We start from the raw sequence: 15,131 nt of genomic DNA, 5'->3' as shown, positions 1-15,131 counted from the left end.
GTGTCAGATGAAAACGATAGGAATTACAGGAGGAGTCGGGGCCGGGAAGAGTACGGTCCTAGACTTCTTACGAGAAACATATCAGGCCTCCGTCTGTGAGGCGGACAAGGTAGCCCACGAACTGCAAAGGCCGGGGGAGGGCTGCTATCAGGAGATTCTGAAAGTATTCGGACCGGAGATCTTGTGTGACGATCAGACCATCGACCGGAAACGGCTTGGCAGCATCGTCTTTGCCGATGTGGAGAAATTAAAACGGCTGAATGGGATCGTACACCCTAAAGTCAAGGAATGGATCCGCAAAAAACAGGAAGAAGAGCAACGGGCCGGGACGAAGCTTTTTATTATAGAAGCGGCGCTTCTGCTCGAAGATCATTATGAGGAAATCTGTGATGAGCTCTGGTACATCCGTACCCCGGAGGCAGTGCGGAGAAGGCGTCTCAGGGAAAGCCGGGAATATTCGGATGAGCGGATCAAAGGAATTATGCAGAATCAGAAGTCAGAAACACAGTTTCTGAAAGCGTGTGACAGGGTCATAGAAAATGGAGAGGATTTCAAAGAGACTTGTATCCAGATCCAAAAAGCGTTAGAATCGTACTAGAAACCGTGAAGGAGAAGAAGAACATGAGAATTTGCAGTATAGCCAGCGGAAGCAGCGGAAACTGTATTTATGTGGGAGATGAGCATACCCATGTGCTGGTGGATACCGGGATCAGCAAGAAGCGGATCGAAGAGGGATTAAAAGATCTGGACGTCAAAGGGGATGAGCTGGATGGTATTTTTATTACCCACGAGCATGCGGATCATATTCAAGGGCTGGGTGTATTCAGCAGAAAATACGGGATCCCCATCTATGCTACAAAGGGCACCATCGAGGGAATCAAAGATTACCGGAGTCTTGGAAAGATGCCGGAGGGACTTCTGCACGAGATCCGTGCAGACGAGCCTTTTACTTTAAAGGAGCTGACAGTATGTCCGTTTCGGATTTCCCACGACGCAAATGAACCGACCGGATATCGGTTTGAAAATGGTGAAAAATCAGCGGCCGTAGCTACGGATCTTGGAATCTACGATGATTATACTGTGGAGAATCTGAAAGGTCTGGACGCCATCCTTTTAGAGGCAAACCATGATATACATATGCTGGAGGTAGGAGTTTATCCATACTATTTAAAACAGCGGGTAATGGGAAAGCAGGGCCATCTTTCCAATGAGTTATCAGGCAGACTTCTGTGCGATATTCTGCACGACGATCTAAAATGCGTGATGCTTGGGCATTTGAGCAAAGAGAATAATTACGCAGAGCTGGCTTATGAGACTGTGAAGCTGGAAGTCACTCTTGGTAACAATCCGTATAAAGGAGAGGATATCCCGATCATGGTAGCCAAACGGGATACCAGGTCGGAAATTATCACTGTTTAGGAAGAAAAGGAGAGGATGATATGAGTCGTGTTGCCGTTTTAACTGACAGCAACAGTGGAATCACACAAGCAGCAGGGAAGGAACTGGGAGTAGGAATCCTTCCAATGCCGTTTTTTATTGACGGAGAAGAATATTTTGAAGAGATCACCTTATCCCAGAAGGAGTTTTATGAGCGTTTGAAAGCAAACCATGACGTTAAGACATCCCAGCCGGCGCCCGGAGACGTGATGGGAATGTGGGACAAGTATTTGGAAGAGTATGATGAGGTTGTCTACATTCCGATGTCAAGTGGTCTGAGCAGTTCCTGTGAGACGGCCATCATGCTGTCTACAGACTATGACGGTAAAGTACAGGTTGTCAACAACCAGAGAATTTCCGTGACACAGAGGCAGTCGGTGCTGGACGCGCTGAAGCTTCGGGACGCGGGAAAGAATGCGGCCGAGATCAAAGAGATTCTGGAAAAGGTCAAACTGGAATCCAGTATTTATATTACTGTGGATACGCTCAAGTATTTAAAGAAAGGCGGACGCATTACGCCGGCGGCAGCGGCGATTGGTACAGTTCTGAATTTAAAGCCGGTGCTTCAGATTCAGGGCGAGAAGCTAGACGCTTACGCTAAAGTTCGCGGATGGAAGCAGGCGAAGAAGACGATGCTGGACGCCATTGAGAAGGATATGCTGCACCGTTTCGGAAAGCAGCCGGTTCATTTGGAAGCAGCTTATACCTGCTCTGAGGAAGAGGCACGGAAGTGGAAAGAGGAGATCGAGGATCGTTTCCCGGAATATGAGGTGGATATGGATCCGCTTTCTCTTAGCGTTGCCTGTCATATTGGGCCGGGAGCAATGGCAGTAGCGTGCTCCAAAGTGCTGACAGTGTAAAAGGAAAACAGACTGACAGGAAACTGTATCAGTTGTAAAAAAGAGCTCTTTACCGGACAGGAGGATCTGACGGGCCTCATGTTCGTTCGGTAAAGAGCTCTTTTATCTTTTCCAAGAGAAGGGGAATCCGGTATTTATACGATGACGAGAGGGTGGCTGTACTCGTTGCAAAACGGAGTCTTAAACTTATTGCTAATGACCGACTCGTACAGATTTGACGCAAAAATATCCAGATGAAGCATCTGCTGTCCATGTTCGGAAAGGGAGTCCATATCACTGAGCTTTGGAAGCAGCGGAATCCGGGAATTCTTCTTGATAAAGGAAAGAATTTCCTTTTCCTTCTGGACGAAGCCAAGCATCCGGGCATAATGGATAAAGCCGTCGGCGGCTACACGATCCAGAAAAGAAGCCTGGATGCCGAGCATGATATGAAGCAGACAACGGCTGATCCGGGAGTAGGTCACCTCTTTTGTCTTTATCAGGTCACAGAACTGGTCAAAGTTCTGATAGCTGTTGAGATGCTTCATAATACGATTGGCAAGCTCCTCGGAGACATCCGCATATCGGGTAAGCGTTCCGCGGCTTTCCCGCATAAGCTGATATTTGATAAGCAGGGAAAAATCATTGCTGTATATCGGGTAGCGGGTTAGATGAGTCCTCTCCAGCAGGTTGACACATTCCCGCGGCACATGATCTTCCAGCCGTGCCAAAATGGAGGAGAGCTTTGGCTCGTCGTAAGGTGTGTCTTCCACTGTGCGTAGAGAACTTCCTGAAAAAAGGAGAAGTCTGCGGATGGCGGTAGCGGAGCTGAAATTCCCGGCCGGTTCTAGGGTATCAGCATGATACCGGGAGTCTTTCCGGAGAATGGTATAAGGCCGGATTGTGCTTTCCTGCCGGATCAGTGCTTTGATGTATTCCACTCCCAGTGTATTGTTCGGGCTTGCCAAAATCCGGGACAGGGCAGGATCGTGAAGATAATCCTGCAGAGCCCGTTCTCTGGCAGATGGAAAGGGAAGCCCCTCTTTGAGCGAAGCACGAAGGAGAGCCCGGTATTCTTCAGGCTCATCGGAGAGCACTTCAGCGATCCGGGTGAGTGGCTGAATATCTCCACATTCGCTTCCGAAACACAGGGCGTCCACGCAGCCCAGACTGTCCAGAAGGGCCACGGCGCCCTGGGCAAAATATTCCGCGCTTCCCGTGGCAAAGCATACCGGAAGTTCCAGGACGAGAGAAGCCCCGGATTTTAAAGCTACTTTGGCTCTTAGGTGTTTTGGCATGATGGCAGGAGCGCCGCGCTGTACAAAATTACCGCTCATCACAACAATGACAGTATCCGCTCCTGTCACTTCTTTTGCCTTTTGTATATGATATTCGTGCCCATTGTGGAAAGGATTGTATTCTGCAATTAAACCAACTATTTTCATAATGTCCTTGTAATATCCTCCTTATTGTGATTATACTATAAAAGGAATCCGCTTGCAAAAAAATCTGGTGGAACGAAAGGGGGATACACATGGACCAGAAAGCGCTGTTGGCACTTTTGGAAGAACGAAAGTTTAAAGAATTAAAAGAAGAACTGGGAAATATGTACCCCGTTGACATCGCGGAATTGCTGGAGGAGGTAGACGAAAGACAGATGATACTGATTTTCCGTCTGCTCGGCAAGGAAGAGGCGGCGGAGACTTTTACGGATATGAGCAGTGAAACAAGAGAATTCCTGATTAATGCCTTGACAGATTCCGAGCTGGAAGAGGTCATGGACGAGATGTACGTGGATGACACGGTGGACGTCCTGGAAGAGATGCCTGCTAATGTGGTAGACAGACTTCTGATGGCAACAGATGAGGAGACAAGGGTGCAGATTAACGCCCTGTTACAGTATCCGGAAGACAGCGCCGGAAGCGTGATGAATATTGATTATGTCAGTTTCCGAAAAGAGATGACGGTAGAGGAGGCGATTCTCAAAATTCGTCAGGTTGGCATCAACCGGGAAACCATTTATACCTGTTATGTGACGGAGAAGAAGAAGCTCATCGGATGGGTGGATATCAAGGACCTCCTGACTTCCAGCGAGAGTAGAACGATTGAGGAGATCATGGATACCAACATTCTTTATGCACATACCCACGATGACCAGGAAGAAGTGGCTACCATGATCCGCAAATACGGACTTGTAGCAATTCCGATTGTCGACTATGAGATGTGTATGGTCGGTATCGTTACCGTTGACGACGCTATGATCGTTTTACAGGAAGAGGCAACGGAGGATATCAGCATGATGGCCGGTGTCAGCCCGAACGATGATTCCTACTTCGGAACGAGCGTCTGGCGACATGCCCTTTCCAGAATCCCATGGCTTTTGTTTCTGATGCTGTCAGCTACGGTAAGCGGCCTTCTGCTTGCCTATTATGAAAACGCAATGTCGGCCATGCCGATTTTAATTACCCTGATCCCAATGCTGATGGGTACCGGCGGGAATTGCGGTTCCCAGAGCTCTACCCTGATGATCCGGGGACTGGCCGTTGGTGAGATCCGGTTCAAGGATCTTTTTCGGGTGATTTTTAAGGAGATCCGGATTGCGCTCATTGTCGGTGTGGTACTGTCTGTTGCCAATGGGATCAGAATTTATGTTATGTATCAGGATATGAAGCTTGCGTTTGTGATCGGTATCACGATTATTGCGATTGTCTGTATGGCAAAGGTGGTGGGATGCGTCCTTCCGCTTGTTGCAAAGAGGATCGGGCTTGACCCGGCACTGATGGCGACGCCTTTGATCTCGACGCTTCTGGATACGGGTACGATACTTGTTTATTTTGCGATTGTAACGCTGATGTTTCGATTGTGAGTTATAGAAAAGGGGAATTGTATCAAAAAAGAGACAGATTATCTCTTGTATACAATTTCCCTTTACGTTATAATAATAGCATCTGAGAAAAAATGGAAAGGAGTCATTAAATCATGGGATTTATTGATGAAATCAAGACAAAAGCCAAAGCCGATCTCAAGACCATCGTACTTCCGGAGACAGAAGACGTCCGGACTTACGAGGCGGCTGAGGCCATTTTAAAAGAGGGGACAGCAAAGCTTGTTCTGATCGGAAGCGAAGAGGAAGTCGCAAAAAATAAGGGGAATTTCGATATCAGCGGAGCACAGATTGTGGATCCCGCAAAGAGCGAGAAGACGGAGAGCTATATCGCGAAGCTGGTAGAATTAAGACAGAAGAAGGGTATGACAGAGGAGCAGGCAAGAGAGCTTCTTCTGACGAACTACCCGTACTACGGCGTGATGATGGTGAAGATGGGGGACGCGGATGGAATGGTTTCCGGTGCCTGCCACTCTACAGCCGATACCTTGCGTCCGTGTTTACAGATCCTGAAGACGAAACCGGGCACCAAGCTCGTATCCGCATTTTTTATCATGGTAGTGCCGGATTGCGAGATGGGGGAGAATGGTACATTCGTATTCGGCGACTGCGGTCTAAACCAGAATCCGAGCCCGGAAGAGCTGGCAGCAATCGCGATTTCTTCCGCAGAGAGTTTTAAGCAGCTTGTAGGGGCAGAGCCGAGAGTTGCAATGCTTTCTCATTCTTCCATGGGGAGCGCAAAGCACGACGATGTGACAAAAGTTGTAGAGGCAGTCAAGATCGCAAAGGCGGAAGCGCCGGATCTGATGCTGGACGGAGAGCTCCAGTTAGACGCTGCGATTGTTCCTTCCGTAGGGGCATCCAAGGCTCCGCAAAGTCCGGTAGCAGGAAAGGCCAATGTTTTGATTTTCCCTGACCTGGATGCGGGAAACATCGGCTACAAATTAGTGCAGAGGCTGGCAAAGGCAGAAGCTTATGGTCCGATGACACAGGGAATCGCAGCCCCGGTCAACGACCTCTCCAGGGGATGCAGCGCAAAAGATATTGAAGGTGTTGTTGCCATCACGGCAGTACAGTGCCAGTCAAAGTAGAAAGGAAGAAAGAAAATGAAAATTTTAGTAATTAACTGTGGAAGCTCTTCATTAAAATATCAGCTCATCGACATGGAAAATGAGAGCGTTCTCGCAAAAGGACTTTGTGAAAGAATCGGAATTGAAGGGTCCAAACTCACTCACAAACCAACAGGAAAAGAGAATTACGCGATCGAGACACCAATGGGCGATCATAAGGTTGCCGTGCAGCTTGTACTGGACGCTCTGATGGATAAAGAACACGGCGTAATTGAAAGCACAGAGGAGATTACGGCAATCGGACATCGAGTTCTTCATGCAGGAACGGTTTACAGCGATGCGACGTTAATCAATGAAGACGTTAAGAAAGTCATTCGTGACTGCTTTGACCTTGGCCCTCTTCACAACCCGGCGAACCTGATCGGAATTGAGGCATGTGAAGCGGCAATGCCAGGAAAGCCGAATGTAGCGGTATTTGACACTGCGTTTGGTATGAAGATTCCGGAGAAAGCAGCAATGTATGCGATCCCATATGAGTATTATGAGAAATACAGCATCAGAAGGTACGGCTTCCATGGTACAAGCCATATGTTCGTATCCGGTGAGACATTAAAGAAAATCGGAAAAGACGCTGCGAAAGTCATCGTATGCCATCTTGGAAACGGTGCCAGCATCTCCGCATCCATTGGAGGAAAATGTGTCGATACCAGCATGGGACTGACACCTCTGGAAGGTCTGATTATGGGGACAAGAAGCGGTGACCTGGATCCGGCTGTTCTGCAGTTCATCTGCAACCATGAGAATATCGATGTAAATGAGATGCTTAACATCCTGAACAAGAAGTCCGGTGTCCTTGGAATGAGTGGGGTATCTTCCGACTTCCGCGATGTAAGAGAGGCGGCTGACGCGGGAAATGAACGTGCGATTATGGCACTGGATGCTTACAGATACCGTGTGGCGAAATATATCGGTTCCTACACAGCGGCAATGAACGGCGTGGATGCGATCACATTTACGGCTGGCGTAGGCGAAAATGATACTCAGATGAGAGAGGAAATCTGCGAATATCTCGGCTACCTGGGTGTGAAGATCGACAGTGAGAAGAATGCGCAGGCTCGTGGAAAAGAAGAAGAAATCTCCACACCGGATTCCAAAGTCAAAGTATATGTCATTCCGACAAATGAAGAGCTTGCGATCGCACGCGAGACAAAGGCTTTGGTATAATCTCTTTCCTTATAAAAAACTGTTGACAAAAAAATGTGACATGATATAATAGTCAAGGTATGAATAGGAGCAATGAATATGCTGTTAAACCTATCCGACGTACTGTCCGACCAGCACAGTCCGATTGATGCGGCTGTTCCACTGGAAATTAACACGATGAAGCTGCCGGGAGGTCCATATCCCTTGGAGGAGAGGAGCAACGTACAGATTCATGTGGAGCATGTAAAAGGGAAAGAGATCGCTGTCTCGGGAAATTGCAGTCTGACTGCGGTGATTCCGTGTGACCGTTGTCTCAGTCCGGTGAGAGTTCCGATGGAGATTTCATTTGAGAAGCGTGCCATTGTCGGTGGAGAGGCTGAGGAGACAGACGAAGCATCAGATTATATTGACGGATATCATCTTGACGTCGACAAATTACTCTATTATGAGATTTTGATAGGATGGCCGACGAAAACCCTGTGCAGGGAAGACTGCAAAGGACTTTGCAGTGTATGTGGTCAGAACCTAAACGAGGGTACCTGTGACTGTGAAGACACGGGTCTTGATCCAAGAATGTCAGTTATCCGCGATCTGTTTAAGAATTTTAAGGAGGTGTAACCGATGTCAATTTGTCCAAAGAATAAAACTTCCAAAGCAAGACGCGACAAGAGAAGAGCAAACTGGAAAATGAGCGCTCCGAATCTTGTAAAATGCAGCAAATGCGGCGCACTTATGATGCCTCACAGAGTTTGCAAAGCTTGCGGAAGCTACAACAAGAAAGAAATCATTACTGTAGAAGACTAATGAGAACAATGAAAAAGGGAGTTTGCAAATGCAAGCTCCTTTTTTCGTGGGGATTTACCACACTTCATCTTCGCAATAACAATAACAGTATCAGCATCCTTATAATTTCCCAATACTGCGTCTTCCCGTGATTTTTCCAGTTTCTGTAATAACATTTCTTCGTCCATAAATGCATATGGATTTCATTCTGGTCTCTTGATTTCAAATGGGAATCCGTTATTGGCAACTGCTTGTGTTAAAAACAATCTGATTGCAGATGTAGTAATAGCAATCCGAGAGTTCAGCTATTACACCTCCTTGCCGGGAAACTGAGCATAATATGAGTTCCATATCCCCGTTCACTGATAATCTCAAAGCCATTTTCTTCCGGATAGAGGATCGCCAGTCGGTCACGGACATTGGAAATGCCGATCCGGTTGCCGGTTCCGGACGTAGAAGAAGCATGTAGAAGCATCGCCACCTGCTCTTTTGACATCCCGTCGCCGGTATCTGTAATATCACAGTAAAGCTTCCCCTTGTTCTGATAGATAAAAATATGAATGCTCCCGCTCTTCGTCTGTTGAAACGCATGGAAAAACGCATTTTCTACAAGTGGCTGTAAAAGAAGATTCGGAATCTCCAGATTGGCACAGTCCGGCATAGCGTCTGCATCGGCCTGGATCAGTCCACCGTATCGGGGTGAGATAATAGAAATATAGTTCCGGATATTCTGCAATTCATCAGAGACCGATACTTTTTTGTTTGTTTTATTCAATGTACTTCGGAATAGGGAGATCAGAGAATCGATCGTCCTGCAAGCTTCTGAAGTATTTTTCATTTCTACCATATGTTTGACACTGTCAAGTGTATTATAGAGAAAGTGTGGGTTGATCTGCATCTGCAGGATACTCAGTTCGTCCTGTCGCCGCCGTTCGTGTGCCTCATCTATCTCTTTGACATAAGAGTTCAGCGAAGTAATCATCTGATTATAGGCCGAAGCGATTCCCTGGATCTCTGTGGTATCTGAGGTGTCAGACAGAATAATAGGATCCGGAATCCCCTTTGCGTCTTTCATATGATTTGCCAGAGTGCGCAGAGGCAGCAGATTTTTCCGGATGATGAAAAAGGAAAGCAGCATGAGCAGCAGAAGGGCCGTACAGATCACCAGAATGGACTGGATCCTTGGCCAGAACTCGTTGAGCAGGAGGGAGGAAGTAATCTGGCTGACAATGTATGCATCGTAATATGGAAGATAACGGGATAAAACAATCCAACTACCAGAAAGCTCAGAGTACTCACGGTCCCGCTTCTGATTTTCCCTGGCAGACAATAATAGGCTTTGGTTTTTTTCTCCGATATCGTCAGTCAGATTACTTGATAAAATCGTACCATCTGAGGAGAGAAGAAGAATACTGGTGCTCTGACTGCTGAAGCTCTGATAGAACTGTCTCAGACTCTGTTCCGGTATAAGGATGAACAGTGCGCCGTACAACGAGCCGTCAGAGCCGGTCAGTGGCCTGCATCCGTAGATAACAGGGATATGCTGTGTCAAAAAGGTAAAACCTTCTTTTCTTCCTTCATATGCGATGCGGTCTGTGTGGATTGCGGTCTGCAGCGCAGGAAGGGTGAGCAGTTCCGAAGACGGGCAGGTGACGCCGCCGTTTCCGGAACCGACGACAATTCCATTTGCTCCCACTAGAACCAGCTCATAATCGACCATGGCGGCTGGCATTCCGGAGAAGATCCGGCTCAGATTCTGGCGAGCCTCCCACTCGGCTGTGATATCATTAAGATCCGAGGAAAGAGCCCTCCCAAGCAAGGGGGTGTTCTGGATTTCCACAGCAATGCCGGAAATATGGTCATTGACAAGACTAAGGCTGGTGGCAGTCTGGCTTAAAATTTCCAGATTGGAGGAAACAGCGGCCCGCTTGGTCTGGTGGATGTAAATCCTGGATGAAGTGAAGGAGGCTGACAGCAATAGCAGGATGGTGACCGCAAAGATCGGCAGCATTAAATTTAGGAAAATGGTTTTTGTACGGTGCATAAATGTCAGTCCTTTCTCTGGTATTGATTGCGAAACTGCAGGGGGGTCATACCCACTTGTTTTTTAAATACTTTTCCAAAATAACTCTGGTCAGCATATCCGATCGTTTCACTGATATAGCTAATGCTGAAATTTGTGACACTTAAAAGCTCTTTCGCATGGCGGATACGTGTATCGTTCAGATGTTCGCTGAAATGTTTCCCTGTTTTTCTGCTGATGTAGGCAGAGAGATAGGAATAGTTCATATGGAGATTGTCAGCAAGATCATATAGGCTGACCTGCTCCATATAATGCTGTTCAAGGTAGTCATCCAGTTCTGTAAAGATCAGATCCGGTGTCTGGGAACCGGAACACAGTACAGTCAGTTCCCCATAAGCAGATGTGACAGCTTCGCAGAACTGTGAAAAGGTGAAAATGTAGTCTAGCTGTTTAAAAAGCTTCAATTCGACCCGGGAGATTTCCGAAAAATTCTGTGCCTGGTTTCTTGCGTATCTCAGGGAGCTGTAAAAGGTATGCTCCACAAACTTTTTAAACCGGAATGGATTCATTTTCGTGCTGTTTTTCAGATCCATCATATAAGCAAGAATCAAATCGCAGGCGTCCTGCCAGCATCCATGCTCGGCATAGCAGGTGTAGCGCTCCTGCTGAAATGGAGGGGCGGATTCTTCAGAAGAAAGCAGATCATTTTCAAAAAAGCAAAGCTGATTCTCATATAAAATAGAATAACCGCAGAGATCCAGAAGCTTTTCTGCCCTTTCACGAAACAAGGACAGATCTTGAAACGGGGCACTGATTACACAGCTTGTATGACGCAGCCTGAAAGCCATCAAGTTAAGAAGAGGCCGGATGTTCGCATCGGAAGAAGAGAAGGCCCAGAGCACGACGGCATGATTCTGAGTAGTAAAGCATGAGAGAGCCGGTACGTCGGTACTGCTACGGTCCAGCATCTGTTGCAGATCTTCTTCACTTTCAAAATCCGGTTTGGGAGAAGCGAGAAGAGCGAGACAGTAATACTGCCCTATAAGTCGTTTCTTAACATAAGATGAGAAAGAGTCCGAATCCCCATTTGCATACCCGTCCAGTACTTTTCTTGCCAGAAGTCCGAAGGTTTTTTCTGTTTGACCGGATAGGAGCGACTCCTTTGCTGGGCCTAATCGGTTCAGACATTCAAGCAGAGAATCTTTTGTCACCCGGTTTTTTAAAAGATAGTCAGAAGCCCCGTATTGAAAAGCTTCCCTCACTTTGTCAAATTCATTGAAATTACTGAGCATTACAATCGGGGCTTTGGAATAGCGGCGGAGCATTGCGACAAACTGGATGCCGCTGATTCCCGGCATGACAACGTCGCAGAGTACGATATCGGGCTGGAGTTTCAGAAAAAGTTCCAGACCTTCTTTTCCGTTCGAAGCCTCTCCGGCGATCGTATAATTGTTTGCTTCCCAGTCCATCATATATTTCAGACCCTGGCGAAAGATAAATTCATCGTCTATAATCATCAAACGTCTCATCTGGCACGCTCCTTTTCGCTTTTGTTTTTTTGATTATACCATACGAAAAAGATTCCAACATCAAATCACTTTGAAAAAATGCCGACTGCCAAAATATAACAAAATAATTCAGAAAAAGATCAAAAAATAATCAGAAAATGACAGATACCAAACAAAAAGCAAAAATAAATCCGAAAAACAAAGAAAAAGATTCTATAATTTTGTGCAGAAAGACGATAATATTTTATCTAAATACATGGCCATGGGAAACAATGAAACCGACAGAAAATACAGGAGGAGAGAAGATGAGAAAGAAAGTAATATCTGCTTTATTGATTTCGGCAATGATAGCCGGTCTTTGTATGGGATGTGGAACTTCTTCATCCGGAGATGGAGCGAAGGATTCCTCAGATGGCAAGAAAAAGGTTGTCGTCTGGGCGTGGGATGTGGAATACAATATCCCGGTGATGGAAGAAGCTGCAAAACGTTATGAAGAAAAGCACAGTGATGTCGACATCGAAATAATGGAATATGCATATGACGATATTACTCAGAAACTCAACACGAATCTGAGTTCCGGTATCACAGACGGACTTCCGAATATCATTTTAAGTGAGGATGCAAATGTCCAGAAGTACATCCAGTCCTATCCGGGAGAATTCAAGGATATGTCAGATATCGTGGATTTTTCCAACTTTGCGGAATACAAAGTGGAAGTTCTGACCATGGATGATGGCGTATACGGAGTACCGTTTGATATCGGGACAGAAGGACTGTTTTACAGGAAAGATTATCTGGAACAGGCCGGTTACACGAAAGAGGATCTGACGGATATCACCTGGGATGAGCTGATTGAGATCGGAAAGAAAGTCAAAGAAGTGACCGGAAAAGACCTGATGACAATGGATCCGAACAGTATGACGATTATGCGTGATTTTATGCAGTCCTCGGGAACCTGGTACTTTAAAGAAGACGGAGATCTGAATATCGCAGAAAATCCGGTGATTGAGGAAGGATGTCGTATTTACAAAGAACTGATGAACAGTGGAGTGATCAAACTTACAACTGGATGGGGAGATATGGCGGCTGCCCTGAATAATGGGGATGTCGCTTCTATCGTGAGCGGATGCTGGATTGTACCGACCATCACCGCACAGGAAGATCAGTCCGGACTCTGGGAAGTGACAAGGATGCCACGCTTAAATATTGAGCAGGGTACGAATTATGGGAATCGTGGAGGTTCCAACTGGCTTGTCTTGGAACATGCAAAGAACAGTGATATCGCGGCGGACTTTTTAAATGAAATCTATGCAAACGATACAGAATTCTATGAGACGATTCTGACTGAAATCGGGGCGATTGGCGCTTATATTCCGGCGCAGTCCAGCGAAGCGTATAAGGAACCGGTAGAATACTTCAGTGGAGAACCGATCTGGGCTAACTTTGCGGAATGGGCAAAGCACGTTCCACCGATTTCAGTCGGAGTCTATTCTGACGAGGTGGATTCCACGCTTGTGACGCAGATGGCAAATGTCCTGAACGATTCCACGAGTATTCCGGATATGCTGAAAACAGTAGAAGACCTTGTGAAATCACAGATACAGTAAACTATGATTTGGAGTTGGAGTATAAGTTATGAACAAAAGATCATCAAAACAATGGTTCCGGCTTGCAAACAATGGGTGGGCGTTTGTGCTCCCATCCATTGTCCTCTTCCTTTGGCTTGTCTTATGGCCGATGATCAGCGCCTTTTTGATGTCGCTGCAGAAAGGAAAAGGAACAGTCGTAGAATTTGCGGGACTGGATAATTACATCCGCCTGTTTCAGGACCCGGTATTTATCAGCAGTACGATCAATACGATTACATATTTTATTATCCAGGTTCCGGTCATGCTTGTGTTGGCGTTGATTATTTCTTCGATCCTGAATAATCCAAGGCTGAAATTCCGCGGATTTTTCCGTACAGCTATTTTCGTGCCGTGCGTGACAAGCCTGGTGGCTTATTCTTTGCTGTTCAAAAGCATGTTCGCGACAGACGGTATTATCAATCAGGTGTTGGTGTCACTACATATCGTAAGTGAACCGATTCCTTGGCTTTTGGAGACATTCTGGGCCAAGGTGGTGATTATTTTTGCCATCACCTGGAGATGGACCGGATACAATATGATTTTCTATCTGTCCAGTATGCAGAATATTGACCGCGGGGTTTATGAAGCGGCAGAGATCGATGGTGCAGGGGCATGGCAGAAATTCTGGTATATTACCGTTCCGTTGCTAAAGCCAGTCATCCTTCTGACTGCGATTATGTCTACAACAGGGACGCTACAGTTATTTGACGAGGTCGTGAACATTACTTCCGGCGGACCGGCAAACAGTACGATGTCGATTTCCCAGTATATTTACAACCTGTCCTTTAAATACGCCCCGGATTTTGGATACGCGGCGACTGTTTCCTATGCAATCTTTATTATGGTTGCGGTGCTGTCTTTGATTCAGATGAAAGTGAGTGGTGACCGAAATGACAACTAGACATACAGAAATCTATAGTGGAAAAGCAAAAAGAAGAGTAATTTACGGCGTCCAATACCTTTTTTTGATCGTTGTCTCCATTGTCTGTGTGTTCCCGTTTCTATGGATGCTGATCGGGGCGACAAACAAAAGCATGGATATTACCCTTGGAAAGATGTCTTTGGGGAATCAGTTTTTTAACAATCTGAAAAATCTTCTGGAGGCGGGAGATCTGCTGACATGCCTGAAAAACTCTGCGGTTCTCAGTGTATTCATTACGGTTTTGAGTATGTTGATCTGCTCTTTTGCGGGTTACGGCTTTGTGATCTTCCAGAGCAAAAAGAAGGAGTTCTTTTTCTCATTGATTTTGCTGTCCATGATGATACCGACATCTTCTCTTGTCATTCCGATGTTTAAGATGTTCAACAGTATGCATCTGCTCAACACAAAACTAGGAGTGGTGCTTCCTGCTCTTAGTACGGCATTTTTAATTTTCTTTTTCAGGCAGAACACAAAAAACTTTCCGCTGGAGACTATCCAGTCGGCCCGGATTGACGGTCTGGGAGAATTCGGGATCTTTTTTAAGATTTATATGCCAATGATGAAATCCACTTATGCGGCAGCGGCCATTATCACCTTTATGTCAAGCTGGAACAACTATATGTGGCCATTAATTTCGTTACAGACCAAAGATCAGAGAACGCTTCCGCTTCTGATCAGTTCCCTAGGAACTGCGTACACTCCGGATTACGGAATGATTATGGTTGGAATCATCATCACGACCATCCCATCAGCGGCTATTTTTTTCCTGATGCAGAAAAGTTTTGTCAACAGTATGATGGGATCTGTCAAGTAGGATCAGAAAGAGGAATGTGT

At 46.2% G+C, this 15,131-nt stretch carries 14 protein-coding genes; 11 read left to right on the top strand and 3 right to left on the bottom strand.

Translation table 11 applies throughout. The features are described 5' to 3' along the window. Nucleotides 1–7: 7 nt before the first annotated feature. Genes coaE through AOA56_RS04835 form a run of 3 tightly spaced genes read left to right on the top strand, consistent with a single transcriptional unit; the run spans nucleotide 8 to nucleotide 2,297 of the window. Nucleotides 8–598 carry a dephospho-CoA kinase gene (coaE, locus tag AOA56_RS04845; RefSeq protein ID WP_053769067.1) on the top strand — a complete coding sequence of 197 codons (591 nt, stop codon included), beginning with the start codon at nucleotides 8–10 and terminating at the stop codon, nucleotides 596–598. Between the two features lie 23 nt (nucleotides 599–621). Beyond that, a complete protein-coding gene (locus AOA56_RS04840) occupies nucleotides 622–1,419 on the top strand; it encodes an MBL fold metallo-hydrolase (protein WP_024732405.1) in 798 nt (265 codons plus the stop codon). A gap of 20 nt (nucleotides 1,420–1,439) precedes the next feature. Further along, on the top strand, nucleotides 1,440–2,297 hold the full coding sequence (locus AOA56_RS04835; RefSeq protein ID WP_053769066.1) for a DegV family protein: 858 nt from the start codon (nucleotides 1,440–1,442) through the stop codon (nucleotides 2,295–2,297). 134 nt (nucleotides 2,298–2,431) lie between these two features. Here AOA56_RS04835 and AOA56_RS04830 read toward each other — a convergent pair whose 3' ends face one another. Beyond that, the gene (locus AOA56_RS04830) at nucleotides 2,432–3,721 is read right to left on the bottom strand and encodes a nucleotidyltransferase (protein WP_053769065.1); all 1,290 of its coding nucleotides are present in this window, start codon (nucleotides 3,719–3,721) and stop codon (nucleotides 2,432–2,434) included. 89 nt (nucleotides 3,722–3,810) lie between these two features. Here AOA56_RS04830 and mgtE point away from each other — a divergent pair, with 89 nt between their 5' ends. The 5 genes from mgtE (at nucleotide 3,811) to rpmF (ending at nucleotide 8,237) form a co-directional block, all read left to right on the top strand. Then, nucleotides 3,811–5,142 (top strand): magnesium transporter, encoded by a 1,332-nt coding sequence (gene mgtE, locus AOA56_RS04825; protein WP_024732408.1) that lies wholly within the window; start codon nucleotides 3,811–3,813, stop codon nucleotides 5,140–5,142. 113 nt (nucleotides 5,143–5,255) lie between these two features. After that, on the top strand, nucleotides 5,256–6,251 hold the full coding sequence (pta, locus tag AOA56_RS04820) for a phosphate acetyltransferase (RefSeq protein ID WP_024732409.1): 996 nt from the start codon (nucleotides 5,256–5,258) through the stop codon (nucleotides 6,249–6,251). 15 nt (nucleotides 6,252–6,266) lie between these two features. After that, complete coding sequence (locus tag AOA56_RS04815; RefSeq protein WP_024732410.1) at nucleotides 6,267–7,454, top strand: acetate kinase; 1,188 nt, start codon at nucleotides 6,267–6,269, stop codon at nucleotides 7,452–7,454. Between the two features lie 78 nt (nucleotides 7,455–7,532). Next, complete coding sequence (locus tag AOA56_RS04810; RefSeq protein WP_024732411.1) at nucleotides 7,533–8,051, top strand: YceD family protein; 519 nt, start codon at nucleotides 7,533–7,535, stop codon at nucleotides 8,049–8,051. Between the two features lie 3 nt (nucleotides 8,052–8,054). Beyond that, on the top strand, nucleotides 8,055–8,237 hold the full coding sequence (gene rpmF, locus AOA56_RS04805) for a 50S ribosomal protein L32 (protein ID WP_024732412.1): 183 nt from the start codon (nucleotides 8,055–8,057) through the stop codon (nucleotides 8,235–8,237). Between the two features lie 280 nt (nucleotides 8,238–8,517). Here the strand turns inward: rpmF and AOA56_RS04800 are convergent, their stop codons facing one another. Both AOA56_RS04800 and AOA56_RS04795 read right to left on the bottom strand, forming a co-directional pair. Beyond that, a complete protein-coding gene (locus AOA56_RS04800) occupies nucleotides 8,518–10,260 on the bottom strand; it encodes a cache domain-containing sensor histidine kinase (RefSeq protein WP_024732413.1) in 1,743 nt (580 codons plus the stop codon). A 5-nt stretch (nucleotides 10,261–10,265) separates the two neighbouring features. After that, nucleotides 10,266–11,768: a response regulator transcription factor gene (locus AOA56_RS04795; protein ID WP_024732414.1), complete on the bottom strand. Its 1,503-nt coding sequence runs from the start codon at nucleotides 11,766–11,768 to the stop codon at nucleotides 10,266–10,268. A gap of 284 nt (nucleotides 11,769–12,052) precedes the next feature. Between AOA56_RS04795 and AOA56_RS04790 the strand changes: the two genes are divergently transcribed. The 3 genes from AOA56_RS04790 to AOA56_RS04780 are packed head-to-tail and all read left to right on the top strand — an operon-like array spanning nucleotide 12,053 to nucleotide 15,111. Further along, nucleotides 12,053–13,354 carry an ABC transporter substrate-binding protein gene (locus AOA56_RS04790; RefSeq protein ID WP_069956199.1) on the top strand — a complete coding sequence of 434 codons (1,302 nt, stop codon included), beginning with the start codon at nucleotides 12,053–12,055 and terminating at the stop codon, nucleotides 13,352–13,354. Nucleotides 13,355–13,382: 28 nt separating this feature from the next. Next, entirely contained in the window at nucleotides 13,383–14,276 is an 894-nt protein-coding gene (locus tag AOA56_RS04785) for a carbohydrate ABC transporter permease (RefSeq protein WP_024732415.1), read from the top strand. Continuing rightward, nucleotides 14,266–15,111 carry a carbohydrate ABC transporter permease gene (locus AOA56_RS04780; RefSeq protein ID WP_048621670.1) on the top strand — a complete coding sequence of 282 codons (846 nt, stop codon included), beginning with the start codon at nucleotides 14,266–14,268 and terminating at the stop codon, nucleotides 15,109–15,111. The genes AOA56_RS04785 and AOA56_RS04780 overlap by 11 nt, the downstream gene beginning before the upstream one ends. The last annotated feature ends 20 nt before the right edge of the window (nucleotides 15,112–15,131 follow it).

The organism is Sellimonas intestinalis (assembly GCF_001280875.1).
Taxonomy (GTDB): Bacteria; Bacillota; Clostridia; order Lachnospirales; family Lachnospiraceae; genus Sellimonas; species Sellimonas intestinalis.
Note: the sequence above shows the minus strand (reverse complement) of the source record. Positions and strands in the feature narration are given on the sequence as shown.

Coding starts and splice junctions, on each gene's coding strand:
- AOA56_RS04785 (WP_024732415.1), top strand. CDS start 13,383: ATGAACAAAAGATCATCAAAACAATGGTTCCGGCTTGCAAACAATGGG.
- pta (WP_024732409.1), top strand. CDS start 5,256: ATGGGATTTATTGATGAAATCAAGACAAAAGCCAAAGCCGATCTCAAG.
- AOA56_RS04830 (WP_053769065.1), bottom strand. CDS start 3,721: ATGAAAATAGTTGGTTTAATTGCAGAATACAATCCTTTCCACAATGGG.
- AOA56_RS04835 (WP_053769066.1), top strand. CDS start 1,440: ATGAGTCGTGTTGCCGTTTTAACTGACAGCAACAGTGGAATCACACAA.
- AOA56_RS04795 (WP_024732414.1), bottom strand. CDS start 11,768: ATGAGACGTTTGATGATTATAGACGATGAATTTATCTTTCGCCAGGGT.
- AOA56_RS04780 (WP_048621670.1), top strand. CDS start 14,266: ATGACAACTAGACATACAGAAATCTATAGTGGAAAAGCAAAAAGAAGA.
- mgtE (WP_024732408.1), top strand. CDS start 3,811: ATGGACCAGAAAGCGCTGTTGGCACTTTTGGAAGAACGAAAGTTTAAA.
- AOA56_RS04840 (WP_024732405.1), top strand. CDS start 622: ATGAGAATTTGCAGTATAGCCAGCGGAAGCAGCGGAAACTGTATTTAT.
- AOA56_RS04810 (WP_024732411.1), top strand. CDS start 7,533: ATGCTGTTAAACCTATCCGACGTACTGTCCGACCAGCACAGTCCGATT.
- AOA56_RS04790 (WP_069956199.1), top strand. CDS start 12,053: ATGAGAAAGAAAGTAATATCTGCTTTATTGATTTCGGCAATGATAGCC.
- AOA56_RS04800 (WP_024732413.1), bottom strand. CDS start 10,260: ATGCACCGTACAAAAACCATTTTCCTAAATTTAATGCTGCCGATCTTT.
- rpmF (WP_024732412.1), top strand. CDS start 8,055: ATGTCAATTTGTCCAAAGAATAAAACTTCCAAAGCAAGACGCGACAAG.
- coaE (WP_053769067.1), top strand. CDS start 8: ATGAAAACGATAGGAATTACAGGAGGAGTCGGGGCCGGGAAGAGTACG.
- AOA56_RS04815 (WP_024732410.1), top strand. CDS start 6,267: ATGAAAATTTTAGTAATTAACTGTGGAAGCTCTTCATTAAAATATCAG.